Here is a 17,075-nt window from a genome sequence, read left to right as displayed (position 1 = left end):
TTATATTCATTGCGCAATTAAAAATATTATGAGCAACGCTATAACAAGACTGTTTAACATTGAATACCCCATTGTTCAGGCCGGCATGATCTGGGCCAGCGGGTGGAGGCTTGCCAGTGCGGTGAGCAATGCCGGGGCATTGGGACTGCTGGGAGCCGGCAGCATGTACCCGGAAGTATTGCGCGAACATATCCGTAAATGCAAGGCTGCTACTGATCGTCCATTTGGCGTCAATGTGCCTTTGTTATATCCCGATATCAAAGAGCTCATGGATATCATTGTGGAAGAGCAGGTGCCCATTGTGTTCACCAGTGCAGGCAATCCCAAAATATGGACCGGCTTTTTAAAAGAAAAAGGCATTACGGTGGTGCATGTGGTGAGCAGCAGTTTGTTTGCACAAAAAGCCGCGGCAGCAGGTTGTGATGCGGTGGTTGCTGAAGGATTTGAAGCGGGCGGCCATAACGGGCGGGAAGAGACCACCAGTTTTGTATTGATCCCTGCCGTACGCGATGCAGTAACCATACCTGTTATTGCCGCAGGCGGCATTGCTACCGGAAAGCAGATGCTGGCAGCCATGGTGTTGGGTGCAGATGGTGTTCAGATGGGGACACGTTTTGTTTGTACGCCTGAAGCTTCATCACACCTGGCTTTTAAAGAAGCGATCGTAGCTTCAGTTGAAGGCGACACGCAATTGGCGTTGAAAAAAATTGTTCCGGTAAGACTGCTCAACAATGCATTTTATAAACAGGTAAAAGAAGCAGAGTTACGTGGGGCCAGTGAAGAAGAACTGAAACAACTCCTGGGCAGGGCCCGCGCCAAGAAGGGCATGTTCGAAGGCAACCTCGATGAAGGGGAGCTGGAGATTGGCCAGGTAAGCGCACTGATCAAAGATATCACACCGGCTGCCCGCGTAGTGGAAGCCGTTTGGAACGAATTTATTTCTGAAAATAAAAACTATTGGCCTGTGCAAGACAGGTAACCACCAGGTCGTTGATACAAACATGGTTCGGTAGAGTAGCGGCGTAATATATGATGTCTGCTATGTCTTGTGCACGCAAGGGTTCGAAGCCTTCATATACCTGTTTGGCTTTTGTTTCATCTCCTTTGAAACGCACCATCGAAAATTCTGTTTCTGCCGCGCCGGGATGGATGGCTGTTACCTTGATCTTATGCGGAAGCAGGTCTACACGCATGGCCCGGCTGATCGCATCTACTGCATGTTTGCTGGCACAATAAGCATTTCCTTCTTTGTACACTTCTTTGGCAGCCGTGGAGCCCAGGTTGATGATATGACCTTTCTTTCTGTCTGTCATATAAGGCAGCATGGCCTTGGTTACATAGAGCAATCCTTTTACATTGGTATCGATCATGGTTTCCCAATCGTTCAGGTCGGCGTTCTCAAAACTGTCGCGGCCCAATGCAAGGCCTGCATTGTTCACGAGTACATCAACAGATTGCCAGGCTTCGGGTAAATTACTGAGTGCATCAAAAACCTCCTGCCGGTTTTGAACATCGAAAGCCAGGGGCAGCACTTCTATTCCATGGTGAATGCGCAGTGTATCTGCCAGCGCTTCCAGTCTGTCTTTCCTGCGACCGGTGATGATGCAATTCCATTTCGCTGCCGCGAATGTTTCTGCAATGGCTTTTCCAAAACCCGATGTGGCGCCTGTTATGAGGATGGTCTTGTTCATGCTACAAATTTAATTCGGCAATTCGACAATTCGGTAATTCGACAATGGTAACCGTAGAACCAAACACTTCTCATTGTAAAATTGTCGAATTGCCGAATTATCTAATTAATACTACTGTTCCTTTTCTGAGTACGTTTTTACCGGTATAATCCACTCCCTGGGTTTCATACACATAGGTTCCGCTGGCCTGTTTTACGCCGGAGAAAGTACCATCCCATCCCTTACCGGTTTCTGAAGTAGAGAACAATAATTGTCCCCATCGGTTGTAAATCCTGAAATAGAACAATTGTTTGATGCCTACCACGATGGGTTTGAGTATGTCGTTCCTGCCATCTCCATTGGGCGAGAATGCGCTGGGAACAAATATTTCAGGCCCTGTTTTGTAAATACGAACGGTCATCACATCTTCTCCATAACAACCGATACTGTCGGTAACGCGCACCTTATACCGGATAGAATCAACTGATGCAGGTATAGTGGCAATTGGATTGGCAACGCGCGGGTTATTGAGCCAGGTAGCGGGAAACCAACTGAAAAGCGTGCCCGAACCGGTTGCATTCAATTGTAATGGCTGATTAGCCAGTACGGAGGTATCGCTTCCGGCGTTGACAGTCATGGGGGGTATAACAGTTACCAATACAGTATTGTTCACTGGCTTGGGGCATCCGGCAGTACTGGTATCGCGCACCGTGAGTACATAACGGGTAGTACGCACAGGGCCCGCAACAGGATTCAGGGTGTTGGCCAGGATCATACTTCCGGCGGGCGACCAAGTGAAGATGCTGGCATTGGAGCTTGCATGCAACGGTACGCTGTTGCCGTAACAAATGGCAGTATCGCGCGAGAAAACGGATATAACCGGATAAGGAGCTACTTTCAACTGTATCTGCGCATTGGCCTGGCACTTACCCAGGTTGGCCAGCACCTGGTAAGTGGTATTGACCAACGGAGCCGCAAGCGGGTTCTTAATAGCAGCATTGTTCAAAGCATAAGCGGGACTCCACCGGTAACTCAGGGCATAGCTGACAGGACGCAATGTGATGGAGTCGGTAGCGCAGATCGTGGTATCGGGACCCAACTGCACCGTAATATAATTCAACACATTCACCTTCACCGAATCTGAATTAATGCAACCATTGTCGTTGATGGTAACAATATAGCTTGTAGTGTCTTTGGGGAAGACCAATGGATTCGCCGTGTTCGCCATCAATATGCGGGCCTGATTGGCCGTATTGTTGGGTACCCAATTGACGGTTGCGCCGTTTGAGGCGTTTACTTTCAACACCAATGTATCGATACTGCAGATCAGTGTATCTCTGAAAGGAAGATTAACGGTTGGTTTATCTGCTACCTTCAATACCTGGATTGTAGAATCGAGACAGCCTTTGCTGCTGGAAACTACCAGCGTAACTTTCGCGTTCATGGGAACCGGATATTTCCAGGCACTGTTTTTACTGGTGGCAGTATCTGCCACTGTGGTAGTATCACCAAAATTCCATCGCCAGCTGTTGACAGCGCCGTATTTCGCAATGGTAGCATCGGAGAATTGATAAGGGTTGAAATAACAGCTTCCCTTGATATTGAATTGAGGTGTAAAGCCCGGATATATTTTCACGGTGGCAGTGGTAGAATCCTGGCAGCCGGCCGCATTGGTCACTTTTAGTTTTAAAACATAAGTGCCGGTATCCTGGTATTGGTGTGTGGGTGTTGGTTGTGTTGAAGTGGCATTGTTTTTTTCTCCAAAGTCCCAGAGATAGGAAGTGATGGGACTGGAAGCCTGGTTCTCAAAATAAACAGACGTGCTATCGCAGTTGACGTAAGTGGGTTTCAACTGTGCAGTAGTAAGCTGGCAGTCTTTTACAATGAGTGTAAAGTCTTTCCTATGGGTAGAGATAGGTACTTTATTTCTCCATTCAGTGATGCAAACAGTTACAACATACCGTCCGGTTGCCGGGGCACGACCAGATATAATGCCTGTAACCGGATCGATGGTTACATTAGGCCCCAATGGCTGTGCACCACTAAATCCCGAAACATAGTTAATGTTATTGAAAGGTGGGGAACTGTAATTGGTTGAGCCTGCACTTGTCGTATTACCTCTATCATATGCGGCACAAAAAGCGTAAGACAAAGAATCTCCGGGATCGGGATCGGTTGCACTAAAGTCTAGTTTAAACGGAGAGGCATTACATACAAGCGTGGTGTCTTTTAATGCAAAGACCGGGCTGGAATTGTTACCAAATGAAAGCTGACTGGTACCAGGTATCTGACAGGTGTAGGTGGCGCCATCGGTAATGTAGCTCACACTTGGTATCTGTACTCCCTGTAAGTTATCAATCCCGTAAGTTCTGCAACAGGTTTGATATGCCACAATGTACCCAGCAGCAGTATTCGGTAGTTCAATGGAAGGAATGGTATAGCTGCCTATTTGATAACAAACGCTTGGCGGATTAGTAATGCACGGATTAGGGGTAGTGATTGCCAGTTGTTGAAAGCCTCCGGTTAACTGGGCAGTCAGTTGCGACCCGTACTGGGAAGAGGGAGATGTGTTATTGTAAACGTTCAATAATACACTGCCAGGCAGTTGCGCTATTCCTGTACCACCGGGCGGTGCCGGAGGGTTACATTCCCTGAACAATCTCAGCGTAATACTATATCTCGAACTCCCGGTTGCACTGCCAGGACCTAAGTATTTGTAATAAATTTCCCCACCGGCAATATGTCCCGCAAAAACATTTGCAGAAAACAACAGGAATAAAAAGACAAGTATTTTTTTCATGCTGAGATGTGAAAATACAGCTCTGCAAGTTAGCATTTTGATAAAACTGATAAAAAGATCAGCAAGTCATTTTATCAACGGATCAATACAACAGTTCCTTTCCTGGATACCACCTTACCCGTATAATCCATACCCTCGGTCATATAAATATAAGTACCCGCAGGTTGCTTCAGTCCATTAAAAGTTCCATCCCAGCCTTTCCCCGGCTCGCTGGTACTGAATACGATTTGTCCCCAACGGTTCAGTACCCTGAAATACCGCAACGTACTGATGCCTACGATCATGGGTTTCAGCAAATCGTTCTTGCCATCTCCATTGGGCGTAAATGCGCTGGGTACGAATATTTCAGGCTGCGTTTTGAAAATGCGTATCACTATATCATCTTCTCCGTAACATCCGCCTGCCCCATAAGCGAACACCCGGTAACGGATAGAATCGATATCAATACCCAATTGTGCAACCGGGTTGGCGATATTGACCTGATTGAGTCCGGTTGCAGGCGCCCACAAAAAGCGGTTGGCCATAGGCGCAACAGCATTCAATTGTAAAGGCTGATCTGCTACCACAGAAGTATCTTTTCCTACGTCTACCATAATCATAGGAATAACGGTAATATTTACGGAATCGCTTACTGCTTTAGGACAAGCGCCTGCCGTGGTATCGATGACTGTGAAAAAATAACGGGTGCTTTTTCCCGGACCTGCAACGGGCGTCAATGTACGCGTGTTGATGAGCGAAACAGTAGGCGACCATTGGTAATTCGTACCGGTATAAGAAGCTTTGAGTGCTACCCTTGAACCATAACAGATGGTCGTATCGGGTATGGCCATCCGCGCAACGGGGTAAGGAGAAATCTTTACAAAAATATGTGCCGAAGCTTCGCATTTGCCCAGGTTGGCGATAACGGAATAGGTGGTGTTACTTGCGGGATTTGCCAGCGGATACTTGACCAACGGATTATTGAGCGATGCAACCGGCGTCCACTGATAACGCAACGCATGACTGACGGGATGCAGCTGGAATGTATCGGTAGCGCATACAACGGTATCAGGTCTCAGTTGTACCGTGATATAAGATAACACGTTCACGGTAACGGTATCGGTATTGATGCAACCGCCATCGTTTAAACTTACAATATATCGGGTAGTGTCTTGCGGGAATACAAGCGGGTTAGCTGTATTGGCATTGAGGATGTTTTTGTTGGGAAGCCAGGAAAAATTGCCTTTGCCTTTTACGTTAATGGGAAGCGTATCGATGCTGCAAATCAGCGTATCATGAAAAGGGACGGCAATGAACGGTTTGTCTCTCACGATCAATGTTTGAAATGCAGTGTCAACACATCCTTTGTTGCTACCTACAATGAGGCGTATATTGCTGGTATCGGGTTGTTTATATGTATAAGAAGGGTATTGCCGGTGAGAAGTGTCCTTACCATCGGTAGCCGCATCATTGAAATACCAGAACCAACTGTTGATTACGCCGTACCTGGCAAAGCTTGCATCGGTGAACTGGTAAGGTTTGAAATAACAACTGCCCTTTATGGTAAATGCAGGTTTGAATCCCGGGTATACCATTACTTTGGTGCTATCGCTTCCAGTACAACCTTTAGGTCCTTTGATGAATAGATGCACGGTATAAGTGCCGGTATCTGTATAAACATGGGTGGGAGTAGGTGTTGAGTCTATAGCCGGACTCCGCGGGTCGCCAAAATCCCATCGATAGCTTGTGATGGCCGATGAAGCTGAAAGATTTTCAAACTTCACGAGGTTGGTATCACAACGAACGATCCTGGAAGGAAGAATAGCTTCCGCAATATCACAGTTCTGCACTTTGAGAATAAAATCTTTTCTGTGTTCGGAAATAGCATTTCCGTTGCGCCATTCCGAAACGCATACATTGACCACGTACTGTCCTTCTGGCGGGGCAATTCCTTGAATCATGCCTGTTTTTGCATCGATGCTAACCCCTGATCCCAAAGGTTGTTTGCCATTATATGGATATGCATAAGGAAGTGGTATCAGTGAGAGAACAGCAGCCGGCGGTTGGTTGTTGGAACCGTTACTTGAAGTATAAGCATTGCAGAAGGCATAAGTGAGTGAATCGTTATCGGCATCGGTGGCGCCGAAATCGAGTGTGAATTTTCGGTTCGCACACACGAGTGCTGTGTCTTTGACATTGAAAGTAGGGCTGCTGTTGTGACCGATCGGCAGTTTATTTCTTCCGGGTATATGCGTTACATAATTGCTGCCCACAGAACTGGGTTGTGACAAGCCCGAGATATTATCGATCCGGCAACAACCGGTGCGCGACAGTGTATATCCGCCGGTATTATCGGGCAAGGTTACGGTATTGGTGTACAAAGCCACCTGGTAACAAACATTTACATTTCCCACCAGGCAAGGGAAAGCGCCGGTATTGAGTATGAGCGTGCTGACGGCTCCTGAAATAGGCAGTATAACAGTTCTAATGAGGTTGTTGTTTTCATCATATACGCCCACGTTTACCTGTTCCCTTTCGAGGAGCGGGCCTGTAGAAAAGCAATCCCTGAAAAGCCGTAAAGTGAGGAGATAATTGCTGTTGCCTCCACCGGCATCACCCAGGTATTGATACATCAATTCACCTCCGGCAATATGCTTGGCAATAGCAGGCAAAGAAAATAGTAAGATGCTTATTATGAAGAGCAGTTTCTTCATAAGCGGTACAGCTAACTTTTGATAAAAACGAGCAGGTGTTGGTTTAATAATATCGGCGCCTCCCACATACTCATGTGGCCTATGCCCTCGAGTACATGAATGTATGATTTTAAAGGTAAATGCGTTTGTTTTAAAACATCGTTCATGGGAGCAGCTACGTCTTCTGTTCCTATAACGAATAAAACAGGTAATGGGTTGCTTTTCAATACATGGGTCCTGTCGGGCCGGTCACGCATGGCTGCATAATACTGCTGCAATGCATGAGTAGAAAAACCTGCAGCAGCTGCGATGAGGTTGTCTATTTGTGCGGGATGTGTTTGTTTGAATGCCGGTCCGAATAAATTGGGAATGGTTGTTTTCAGGAATTGCTGGCCGCCATATGTTTCCATGAGTTCAATACCCCGTGTGCGGTTTTGTTTTTTCTCGGCACTATCCGCAAATGCAGTGGAGTGCACCAATCCGATGCCCGTTAACAGCGCAGGATACTTTTCTGCAAAAGCCAGCATGATATATCCTCCCATGCTGTGCCCCAGCATGATGCAGGAAGTTATTTTTTCATATTCCAGCAATGCATGGATACAATCGGCATAATCTTCAATGGAAATGGCAGATGATGTTGAAGAGAGTATTTGCGAAGAACCGCTTCCGGGAAGGTCGGGAACAATGAGCTGGCAATGTGCTTTCAGGTAAGCAATTTGCTGGTCCCAGATATGACCGTCTTCCCCGAAGCCATGCAGCAATACTACTGGTTTGCCTTCGCCTTCGATGCGATAGGAGATGCTTTGGTGCCGGTATGAGAAAAAACGTTGCATGATTATTTACTCCACTTTCTTTTAACCCAGATCAATAAATGCCAGGCAAGCAATAACAAAGCAAGCAGTGATATGGTTTTGTAGATATAATCGCCATAGCGCACATAAAAAGTCAGGGTATCGGTTGTGGGGATATTGTATTTAATAACAGCTGCCCGGTCCCACGGTTGAGTTTCATGAATATTTCCCGACGGATCGATCACAGCCGAGATACCGGTATTAGCGCTACGGGCCACCCATCTGCGTGTTTCAATAGCACGTAAGCGTGCATATTGCAGGTGCTGCCGGTGCCCTGGCGTATTGCCCCACCATCCGTCGTTGGTCATGATGGTTAACAGGTTGGCGCCTTTTTGTACATAGGTGCCAACATATTCACCATAAACACTTTCGTAGCATATAATGGGAGCAGTAATATAGGGATTGCCTTTTACCTGGAATGCCGCAGATTCATCGGAACGTCCGTAACCACCGGTGGTGCCGCCGAATTTTTCAAAGACCGGCGCCATGAAATGCAGAAAGTCGGGTAGTGATTCTACCCCGGGAACCAATTTGCTTTTATCATAGAATTGAAGCGGTTCTCTGTCTTTGATCGCCACTGCGGCATTCATTGCATCGTAATAAGTGCCATCGGGTGCTTGTCGCGCGGTGAGGGTTGATGGGGTAGTCCCATAACTTTTATAACTGTCGATGCCCGAAAGAATAGTGAGTTGAGGATGACGGGCTGCTAATGCAAAAACAGGTTGATAAAAAGAATTATCCCTGATACGGTGTTGCCATTCCTGTGCGCTCATGGCCGTTTCGGGCCAGAGCAGTAATCGTGTAGCTGTATCGATGGCGGATTCGGAAAGCTGCACCAGTTGTGCTACCTGCGCCGCTTCATTGCCTGCCGCATATTTACCATAAGGATCTACATTGGGTTGAACAATGACAACATTGCCGGGCGCAACTGTTTTATTTTCTGCAGGCTGCGATAACCAGGATGCATTCAGCGAAATAGTGAATAAAGTAATAAGGAGTACGGAAAGCCTGATGGTTCTTTGTCTGTTATTGCGTAGTGAAAGGAATAATTCAAAGAATAAGATATTAGCGATCAACACCCACAAAGTTCCTCCCGCCACGCCGGTATATTCATACCATTGTATCCATCCCGGATGCAACGCAAATGCATTTCCCAACGTTAACCATGGCCAGCTCAATTGCCAGTTGAAATGAATGTATTCAAACAACATCCAAAAACAAACCAATGCTGTATAGCCCAAACGGCGACCGTATTTTTTTTTGAAAATGTGATAACCCCACCAGGGCAAACACATGAGCAATGTATTGGTAAGGATAGCGGCGATGGTACCCACATCTGTGGAATTCCATATCCACCAGGTGGTGCCGGTATTCCATAAAAGAACAGTGAGAAAAGTATAACCGAAGAAAGGATTGCGTTTGATGTCCTGATCAGCAATACCCAACAAGGGTGCCCAGGCAATAAAGATCAGAGGTGTTAGGGGAGATACCGGCCAGGCAGCTATCAGCAGCATGCCCGATAACAGCGCCAGCGAGGGCAAACGGAGTCTTTTCAAAACAACAGATTTAAAGGCAATTTCGGTAAAACACTCAAGAAATAAAAACGGCCCTGTTCGCCGGAATCTGGGTGTTGTTCATCCGGGCATATACATCCAGTAATGTTTGTACCGCCTGCTTGCCATCGGTTCCCAGGTAGAGTGAATAGTTGTTCACATAGAGATCGATGTGCTGGCGCATCACTTTCTCGCTCATTTCCTGTGCCTGTTGTTTGATATAATCAGATAAATGCGGATAATGTGCAAAGGCATAATCAATGCTCTTGCGAATGAGCCTGTCGATTTTTTCTGCAAGTGCGGTTTCCATATTGCGCTTCACTACGATGCCGCCCAATGGTATGGGCACTTTTGTGTGCCGTTCCCAATATTCACCCAGGTCCATCAGTTTATGCAATCCCTTTTGCTGGTAAGTAAACCTGTTCTCGTGGATGATCACGCCCAGGTCAACCGTTCCATTGAGTACCAGTTGCTCGATTTCATGGAATACCCGGAAAGATTTGTTTTGGGCTTTGGGGAATGCCTGTGAGAATAAAATATGTGCAGTGGTATTGATGCCTGGTATAGCTACAGTCAGTTGGTCTACATTGGCCATATCAATGGCTTTTTTGGCAATCAGTAATGGTCCTACGCCTACGCCCAATGCGCCACCGCTGTTCAGCACCACATATTGTTCCAGCACCAGGGGCAGTACGCCGTAACTGATCTTGGAAATATCGAGCTTTCCCTGCAAGGCCCATTCGTTGAGGGTTTGCACGTCTTCCAACACTACTTCAAAATCGAGTCCCTCGGTGTCGATCTTGTGATTGACCAGGGCATCGAAAATAAAAGTGTCATTGGGACAGGGAGAAAAACCGAGTGTCATACGATTATGGTTTGCATTGAGTCATTTGATTTTATAAAGCTTCTCTACATACTTCAACAAATGTTCATTCAGGCTATCGATGGCTTCTTTAATCTTCCAGTGCTCTTTGTTACGCTCGCCTACATAATTGGAAATAGCCCTTACCTGTATGAACGGGATATTCGCTTCCCTGCATACATAATGCAGTGCGGCGCCTTCCATACTTTCGGTATGCGGATTGTATTTTTTTACTAACTGTTCCATCCTGTCGGCACGTGTGGTAACCTCATTCACTGTAATGGCGCTGACCTCCGGTAATTTCAGCAGGTTGAACTGTGCCAGCCAGGGATTGGGCAGTCTTCTTTTTTCAAAAGGATGATAGCTGCTTTTTTCGAGCCTGAGATCGAAAATATCTTTCCATCGGCCATCTTCTTCCACACCCATATCACCCAATGTTTCGTCTTTTACAACCACCAGTTTGCCCAACGGGGTTTTAGGATCGAAAGTGCCGGCAATACCTGCCTGTATGATCAGATCGGGTTTTTCTTCGGCGATTAGTCGAGATAAGGATACCGCTGTTGCCAGCATACCCACACCACACTGGTGAAAGCTGAGTTTCAGCCGGTGGCTTTGCCCGGTATAAAGGGTATTGACCTGGAGAAAGGAGGGCATCCATTCCCCAACGGTAGCGGAAGTGATGGTGATGCGCATGTATGCAAAGGTTAGGAAAACCGGCCAACTTTCCGACTTCGTGAGTTTTCTTAACTTTGCCCAAATTTTTAGCGAAGAATGGTGTACTTAACAAGGCTGGAACATTTTAATGCGGCCCATAAACTCTTTAATCCGGCCTGGAGCAGAGAAAAGAACGAAGCGGTATTCGGTGTTTGTGCCAACGAGAACTGGCATGGGCATAATTATGAATTATTTGTTACCATCAAGGGCCATCCTGACCCTGATACCGGTTTTTTGTACGATGTAAAGAAACTGAGTGTGATTATCAAGGAACATGTGATTGACAAACTGGATCACAAGAACCTGAACATGGATGTTGATTTTATGGCCGGACAGTTGTGCAGTACCGAAAATCTGGCCATTGGCATCTGGAAACAGTTGGAACCGCATTTACCGGAGCAGGTAAAGCTGCATTGTATTAAATTGTATGAAACTTCACGCATTTACGTGGAATATTTTGGCGAATAACCTAAACAACAGGTGATGAACCATAAAGTAGCCGTTTTTAGAAAAGAGCATTTCAACGCAGCGCACCGGTTACATAATCCTGCCTGGAGTGAGGAAAAGAACAATGCGGAGTTCGGCCTCTGCAACAATGAGCATTACCACGGGCATAATTATGAACTGGTGGTGAAACTGGTAGGTGTACCTGATCCGGCAACGGGTTATGTCATGAACCTGAAAGATCTCAGTGAGATCATACGTGAAGAAGTGCATACCCGGTTTGATCACAAAAACCTCAATCTCGATGCGGTAGAATTTGCCAACCTGAACCCCACAGCAGAGAATATTGCAGTGGTGATCTACCAACTCTTGCGTAAGCGAATACCTGAACACCTCGAGCTAACGGTCAGGTTGTATGAAACCAAAAGAAATTTCGTGGAATATCCCGCATGAAGCCTTAATCTTACCATATGGCCTACTCAAAAAAAGAGCATTACGACGAACATACTACCGAGAAACTGATCAAACATTATCATGGCGTACTGGAACACCTGGGAGAAGATCCTGAGCGGGAAGGGTTGCTGAAAACACCCGAGCGGGTGGCCAAGGCCATGCAGTTCCTTACCCAGGGATATCACCTCGATGCCAGGAGTATCATTCATTCTGCCCGCTTTAAGGAGGAAGTGAATGAAATGATCATTGTAAAAGACATTGAACTCTATTCCATGTGTGAGCACCACATGCTGCCCTTTTTCGGTAAAGCGCATATTGCCTATATACCCAACGGATGGATTACCGGCCTGAGCAAACTGGCCCGGGTAGTAGATGTGTATTCCCGCCGTTTGCAGGTACAGGAACGGCTTACCACGCAGATACTTGAGGCGATCAAAGAATCATTGAACCCGTTAGGCGTAGCAGTGGTAATTGAAGCCAAACATTTATGTATGATGATGCGTGGCGTGCAGAAACAGAATTCGGTAACCACTACTTCTGCTTTCGATGGAGAATTCATGAAGAATCCCACAAGAAGTGAGTTCCTGAAACTCATCAGCACAAAGCTGGATTAAACAATAAAAATCAAAAAGTAAGGATATGAAGCATGCTTATGTTTTTCCAGGTCAGGGTTCCCAATTTTCAGGAATGGGAAAAAATTTATACGAGAGCAATGCTGTTGCAAAAGATTTATTTGAACAGGCGAATGCCATTCTGGGCTTTCGCATCAGCGATATCATGTTCACCGGCACCGATGAAGCATTGAAGCAGACCAATGTTACACAACCGGCGGTATTCCTGCATTCGGTGATCGCTTACCGTGCAATTGAAAATGCGCGTCCCGATATGGTAGCGGGTCATTCACTCGGAGAATTTTCTGCATTGGTTGCCAACGGTGTATTACAGTTTGAAGATGCATTGAAATTGGTGAGCATCCGAGCACAGGCCATGCAGAAAGCCTGCGCGTTAACACCTTCTACGATGGCGGCTGTACTGGCGCTCGATGACGCCAAAGTAGAAGAGATCTGCGCCGCTGTACAGGCAGAAACCGGTGAAGTAGTGGTGGCTGCGAATTACAACTGCCCCGGCCAGTTGGTTATCAGCGGTTCCATAAAAGGTATCGACATTGCCTGTGAACGTATGAAGGCTGCAGGTGCCAAGCGTGCACTGGTATTGCCGGTAGGCGGCGCTTTCCATAGTCCGTTGATGCTCCCCGCCAAAGAAGAACTGGCTGCTGCCATAGAATCAACGGTTTTCCATACAGCTAACTGCCCGGTTTACCAGAATGTGGTAGCCAGGGCCGTAACTGATACGGCTGAGATCAAAAAGAACCTGATTGATCAATTAACAGGCGCTGTTCGCTGGACACAAAGTGTACAGTCCATGGTAGCCGATGGAGCTGTGCGTTTTACAGAAGTTGGACCGGGAAAAGTGTTACAGGGATTGGTGCAAAAAATACACAAAGAGGCGCAGGTAGACGGGGTGAATTAATTACTTTGATCGTCATTCCGAGCGAGCGAAGCGAGTCGAGGGATCTGACCGAAGATTCAGCAGGTCCTTCGACTCGCTTCGCTCGCTCAGGATGACGTACGGAATAAAAATCAGAAATCCAATATCCCGTTCAACCATTCTCCGTCTAAAGTAACAGGATATTTCTTATAAAAATTGATTGCCGGTTCATTCCATTCCAGCACTTGCCATACCATCCTGCTGAAACCTTTTTCTTTGGCTTCGGCAATGACACGATCGAACAGCAGGGTGCCGGCGCCGAGTCCGCGCAGTTTTTCTGTCACTAAAAAATCTTCGAGGTAAAGGCATTGCCCTTTCCAGGTGCTGAAGCGTATATAATAGAGTGCGAATCCTTCCACTTTGCCGTTGATCTCGGCTACAAAGGCCCACCATACGGGCTTTTTACCAAAACCGCTTTTTTCGAAATGTTCCAGCGTAACAGTTACTTCCTGCGGCGCTTTCTCGTACACGGCAAGCTCGCTCACCAGTTCCAATAATCTTTTACAATCCGATCTTTCCGCTCTTCTGATATGAATAGCTGCCATGTTAGTGAAGTTTTAAAGCCTGGTCGAGGTCGTTGAGAATATCTGCTATGTTTTCAATGCCCACGCTCATGCGTATCAATCCATCGGTGATGCCATATTTAAGACGTTCTTCTCTTGCAACACCTACATGGCTCATGCTGGCAGGATGCGATATCAATGTATCAACAGTTCCCAATGAAACAGCGCGCACACACATTTGCAAACGGTCGATAAATTGCTTGCCTGCTTCGATGCCGCCCTTCAATTCATAACTCATGAGGGCGCCGGGATGTTTCATTTGTTTTTGAGAAACGGCATAGTCGGGATGTGAAGTGAGTCCTGTGTAATTCACATGGGCCACCCCAGGGTGAGCAGCCAGAAAACGCGCCACTTCCATAGCATTGGCACAATGCCTTTCCATGCGTAACTCCAGGGTCTTGAGTCCCTGGCTCAGCAGGAATGCATCGAATGGGTTGCTGTTGCCGCCCAACAATACATGCCATTTCCATACGTTTGTTTTCATCTTTTCCAGGTCCTTCCCCAACAAAACCCCGCCAATAGCAGTGCCATGGCCATTGAGGAATTTGGTGGTGGAATGAAATACAAAATCTACTCCGTATTTGAAAGGTTGCTGAAGATAAGGAGACGCAAAAGTATTGTCAACCGAAACCAGCAGGTTCTTTTCTTTGGCGATGCGTGTTACGGCTTCAATATCTACACACTGTATGGTTGGGTTGGCGGGTGTTTCAATATGCACCAACTTGATGGTGCTATCTTTTTTGATCGCATCTACCACTTCGTTGAGATCGCGCATATCTACGATGCGGATGTTAACGCCGGTTTGTCCCAATACCTTATGCATCAACTCATAAGTGCCACCATACAAAGAGTAATGCGATAAAACAGTGTCGCCTGCTTTGAGATTGCTTAGGAACAGGGTAGCCATAGCAGCTTGTCCGCTCGCATGCAGCAAAGCTTTCAATTGCAAGGGATTCCCTTGTTCATCCTTCAATCCGAATGCTTCCAGGGCTGCAATGGTTTCTTCTGCTGCCGTAAACGTGGGGTTACCCCAACGGCTGTATATCCTCGTCTTATCACTGCCCAGGAAACGTTCCATCCCTTCCTGCGCCGTATCGAAAGTAAAAGTAGAAGTGGCGTAAATAGGAGTAAGGTGGGCATGCTCCGCATTGTTGTGCCCGGCAGTGTGCATGGCAACGGAACTGATGCCTGTGAGGTTAAATGTTTCACTCATGACGCAATTCTTTAAGAGGGTGTATTATAAGCCCATTTTATGAGGGTGGCTCCCCAGGTAAATCCACCACCAAATGCTGCCAATACAACATTGTCGCCTTTTTTGAGGCGGCTTTCCCATTCCCATAAACAGAGCGGGATAGTGGCAGCGGTGGTATTACCATAGCGCTGGATATTGATCATTACTTTTTCCTTTGGTAATCCCATGCGGTTGGCCGTTGCATCGATGATGCGCAGGTTGGCCTGGTGAGGCACCAGCCAGGCAACATCGTCGCCGGTCAGTTGGTTACGTTCCATCAGTTCGGCGCTCACGTCGGCCATGCCTTTAACGGCGAATTTGAAAACGGCCTGTCCTTCCTGGTAAGCGAAATGTTCTTTGGCCAGCACGGTTTCTACGGTGGCTGGTTTTACCGATCCGCCTGCCTTCATGTGCAGGTGGTGGCGTCCGCTGCCATCACTCCTGAGGATGCTGTCTTTGACGCTGTTCTCATCTGTGGCAGGCTCCAGCAATACAGCGCCGGCTCCATCGCCAAAAATAATGCAGGTGGCACGGTCGGTATAATCGATGATGGCACTCATTTTGTCTACCCCCACCACGATCACTTTCTTAAAACGACCACTTTCTATGTACATGGCACCGGTGGTAAGGGCATAGATGAACCCGCTGCAGGCGGCGCTCATATCGTAGCCCCAGGCATTCACAGCGCCTATCTTGTCACAAATGATATTGGCAGTTGCCGGGAATACCATATCGGGCGTTACGGTGGCACAGATCACACAATCGATCTCTTTGGGGTCGAGGTTCTTTTTACGCAATATCTCTTCAATGGCGGGAACGGCCATATCACTGCTGCCTTTGCCGGGCTCTTTTAAAATCCTTCTTTCTTCAATACCGGTACGGGTACGGATCCATTCATCATTGGTTTCCACCATTTTCTCCAGGTCGAAATTGGTGAGCTTGTCTTTGGGAACATAACCGCCTACTGCGGTAATAGCTGCTGTAGTCTTCATCTTAATCGTACGCTAATAATCAAAGAATTAATAATCTGAACGACTGCAAATATCCATAAATCATTTTATACCCCCTTTTTAATTAAGTCCGAATCCTATATTTTTGGTTGGAATAATATATGATAGCTTTTGTAAGAGGACAGTTTGTGGTAAAAACACCTGCCAGGATAGTGGTGGATGTGAATGGCGTAGGATATGACCTGCAGGTGAGCCTCAATACTTATGCGGCCATCAGCAATAAGGAGAGCGGCCTGCTGTTTACTTACCTGCATATTACCGAAAATGCCCATACTTTGTATGGTTTCGCCGAACTGGCAGAGAAGGAATTGTTCCTGCAACTCATCAGTGTGTCGGGCGTGGGAGCTACTACGGCCAGGATGATGTTATCGGGCATGAAACCCGAGGAGATCACCCGGGCCATTGTGCAAGGCAACACCCGGCAGTTGGAAAGTATCAAAGGGATAGGAAAGAAGTCGGCAGAAAGGCTGATCGTGGAGTTGAAAGATAAATTGGGCAAACAGGCCCTGCAAGGGCCTGCTATGGCAGGTATGCCTCATTCCGTTGATGCGGATGCGGTGCACGCACTGGTAGCCCTGGGTATCGGAAGACCGATGGCGGAACAAGCAGTTAAAAAAACAATGGGTTCTCTGGCGGCTGATGCATCCCTGGAAACCATCATCAAAGAAGCACTCAAAAACCTATAGATATCGCAAACATTTCTA

The 17,075-nt window shown here is 46.9% G+C and carries 16 protein-coding genes; 6 read left to right on the top strand and 10 right to left on the bottom strand.

What is annotated here, in order from left to right; genetic code table 11:
• Positions 1-28: 28 nt before the first annotated feature.
• Entirely contained in the window at positions 29-979 is a 951-nt protein-coding gene (locus tag BLU98_RS03655) for an NAD(P)H-dependent flavin oxidoreductase (protein ID WP_092722130.1), read from the top strand.
• Here the strand turns inward: BLU98_RS03655 and BLU98_RS03650 are convergent.
• The 7 genes from BLU98_RS03650 to mqnB form a co-directional block, all read right to left on the bottom strand.
• The gene (locus BLU98_RS03650) at positions 936-1,691 is read right to left on the bottom strand and encodes an SDR family NAD(P)-dependent oxidoreductase (protein WP_092722128.1); all 756 of its coding nucleotides are present in this window, start codon (positions 1,689-1,691) and stop codon (positions 936-938) included. The two genes, BLU98_RS03655 and BLU98_RS03650, sit on opposite strands and share 44 nt — an antisense overlap.
• Positions 1,692-1,788: 97 nt before the next feature.
• Positions 1,789-4,470, bottom strand: coding sequence for a PKD domain-containing protein (locus tag BLU98_RS03645; protein ID WP_257574684.1), 2,682 nt, complete (start codon positions 4,468-4,470; stop codon positions 1,789-1,791).
• Between the two features lie 74 nt (positions 4,471-4,544).
• Positions 4,545-7,163 (bottom strand): PKD domain-containing protein, encoded by a 2,619-nt coding sequence (locus BLU98_RS03640; protein WP_092722124.1) that lies wholly within the window; start codon positions 7,161-7,163, stop codon positions 4,545-4,547.
• Between the two features lie 11 nt (positions 7,164-7,174).
• On the bottom strand, positions 7,175-7,975 hold the full coding sequence (locus BLU98_RS03635; RefSeq protein ID WP_092722122.1) for an alpha/beta fold hydrolase: 801 nt from the start codon (positions 7,973-7,975) through the stop codon (positions 7,175-7,177).
• A gap of 2 nt (positions 7,976-7,977) precedes the next feature.
• A complete protein-coding gene (gene lnt / locus BLU98_RS03630) occupies positions 7,978-9,549 on the bottom strand; it encodes an apolipoprotein N-acyltransferase (protein WP_139173825.1) in 1,572 nt (523 codons plus the stop codon).
• Between the two features lie 34 nt (positions 9,550-9,583).
• On the bottom strand, positions 9,584-10,411 hold the full coding sequence (locus tag BLU98_RS03625) for a 1,4-dihydroxy-6-naphtoate synthase (protein ID WP_092722118.1): 828 nt from the start codon (positions 10,409-10,411) through the stop codon (positions 9,584-9,586).
• A gap of 21 nt (positions 10,412-10,432) precedes the next feature.
• A complete protein-coding gene (mqnB, locus tag BLU98_RS03620; protein WP_092722116.1) occupies positions 10,433-11,101 on the bottom strand; it encodes a futalosine hydrolase in 669 nt (222 codons plus the stop codon).
• Between the two features lie 78 nt (positions 11,102-11,179).
• Here mqnB and BLU98_RS03615 point away from each other — a divergent pair, with 78 nt between their 5' ends.
• The 4 genes from BLU98_RS03615 to fabD are packed head-to-tail and all read left to right on the top strand — an operon-like array spanning position 11,180 to position 13,549.
• On the top strand, positions 11,180-11,590 hold the full coding sequence (locus tag BLU98_RS03615) for a 6-pyruvoyl trahydropterin synthase family protein (protein ID WP_092722114.1): 411 nt from the start codon (positions 11,180-11,182) through the stop codon (positions 11,588-11,590).
• Between the two features lie 15 nt (positions 11,591-11,605).
• The gene (locus BLU98_RS03610) at positions 11,606-12,019 is read left to right on the top strand and encodes a 6-pyruvoyl trahydropterin synthase family protein (protein WP_092722112.1); all 414 of its coding nucleotides are present in this window, start codon (positions 11,606-11,608) and stop codon (positions 12,017-12,019) included.
• 17 nt (positions 12,020-12,036) lie between these two features.
• Positions 12,037-12,633, top strand: coding sequence for a GTP cyclohydrolase I FolE (gene folE, locus BLU98_RS03605; RefSeq protein ID WP_092722110.1), 597 nt, complete (start codon positions 12,037-12,039; stop codon positions 12,631-12,633).
• A 25-nt stretch (positions 12,634-12,658) separates the two neighbouring features.
• Positions 12,659-13,549: an ACP S-malonyltransferase gene (fabD, locus tag BLU98_RS03600; protein WP_092722108.1), complete on the top strand. Its 891-nt coding sequence runs from the start codon at positions 12,659-12,661 to the stop codon at positions 13,547-13,549.
• A 110-nt stretch (positions 13,550-13,659) separates the two neighbouring features.
• Here fabD and BLU98_RS03595 read toward each other — a convergent pair whose 3' ends face one another.
• The 3 genes from BLU98_RS03595 to BLU98_RS03585 are packed head-to-tail and all read right to left on the bottom strand — an operon-like array spanning position 13,660 to position 16,353.
• Positions 13,660-14,112 (bottom strand): GNAT family N-acetyltransferase, encoded by a 453-nt coding sequence (locus BLU98_RS03595; protein WP_092722106.1) that lies wholly within the window; start codon positions 14,110-14,112, stop codon positions 13,660-13,662.
• A gap of 1 nt (position 14,113) precedes the next feature.
• Positions 14,114-15,343, bottom strand: coding sequence for a trans-sulfuration enzyme family protein (locus BLU98_RS03590; protein WP_092722104.1), 1,230 nt, complete (start codon positions 15,341-15,343; stop codon positions 14,114-14,116).
• An 11-nt stretch (positions 15,344-15,354) separates the two neighbouring features.
• Positions 15,355-16,353 (bottom strand): beta-ketoacyl-ACP synthase III, encoded by a 999-nt coding sequence (locus BLU98_RS03585; protein ID WP_092722102.1) that lies wholly within the window; start codon positions 16,351-16,353, stop codon positions 15,355-15,357.
• Positions 16,354-16,472: 119 nt separating this feature from the next.
• Between BLU98_RS03585 and ruvA the strand changes: the two genes are divergently transcribed.
• Positions 16,473-17,057 (top strand): Holliday junction branch migration protein RuvA, encoded by a 585-nt coding sequence (gene ruvA / locus BLU98_RS03580; protein ID WP_092722100.1) that lies wholly within the window; start codon positions 16,473-16,475, stop codon positions 17,055-17,057.
• Positions 17,058-17,075 lie beyond the last annotated feature (18 nt).

Source organism: Hydrobacter penzbergensis (assembly GCF_900106985.1).
GTDB lineage: Bacteria > Bacteroidota > Bacteroidia > Chitinophagales > Chitinophagaceae > Sediminibacterium > Sediminibacterium magnilacihabitans.
Note: the sequence above shows the minus strand (reverse complement) of the source record. Positions and strands in the feature narration are given on the sequence as shown.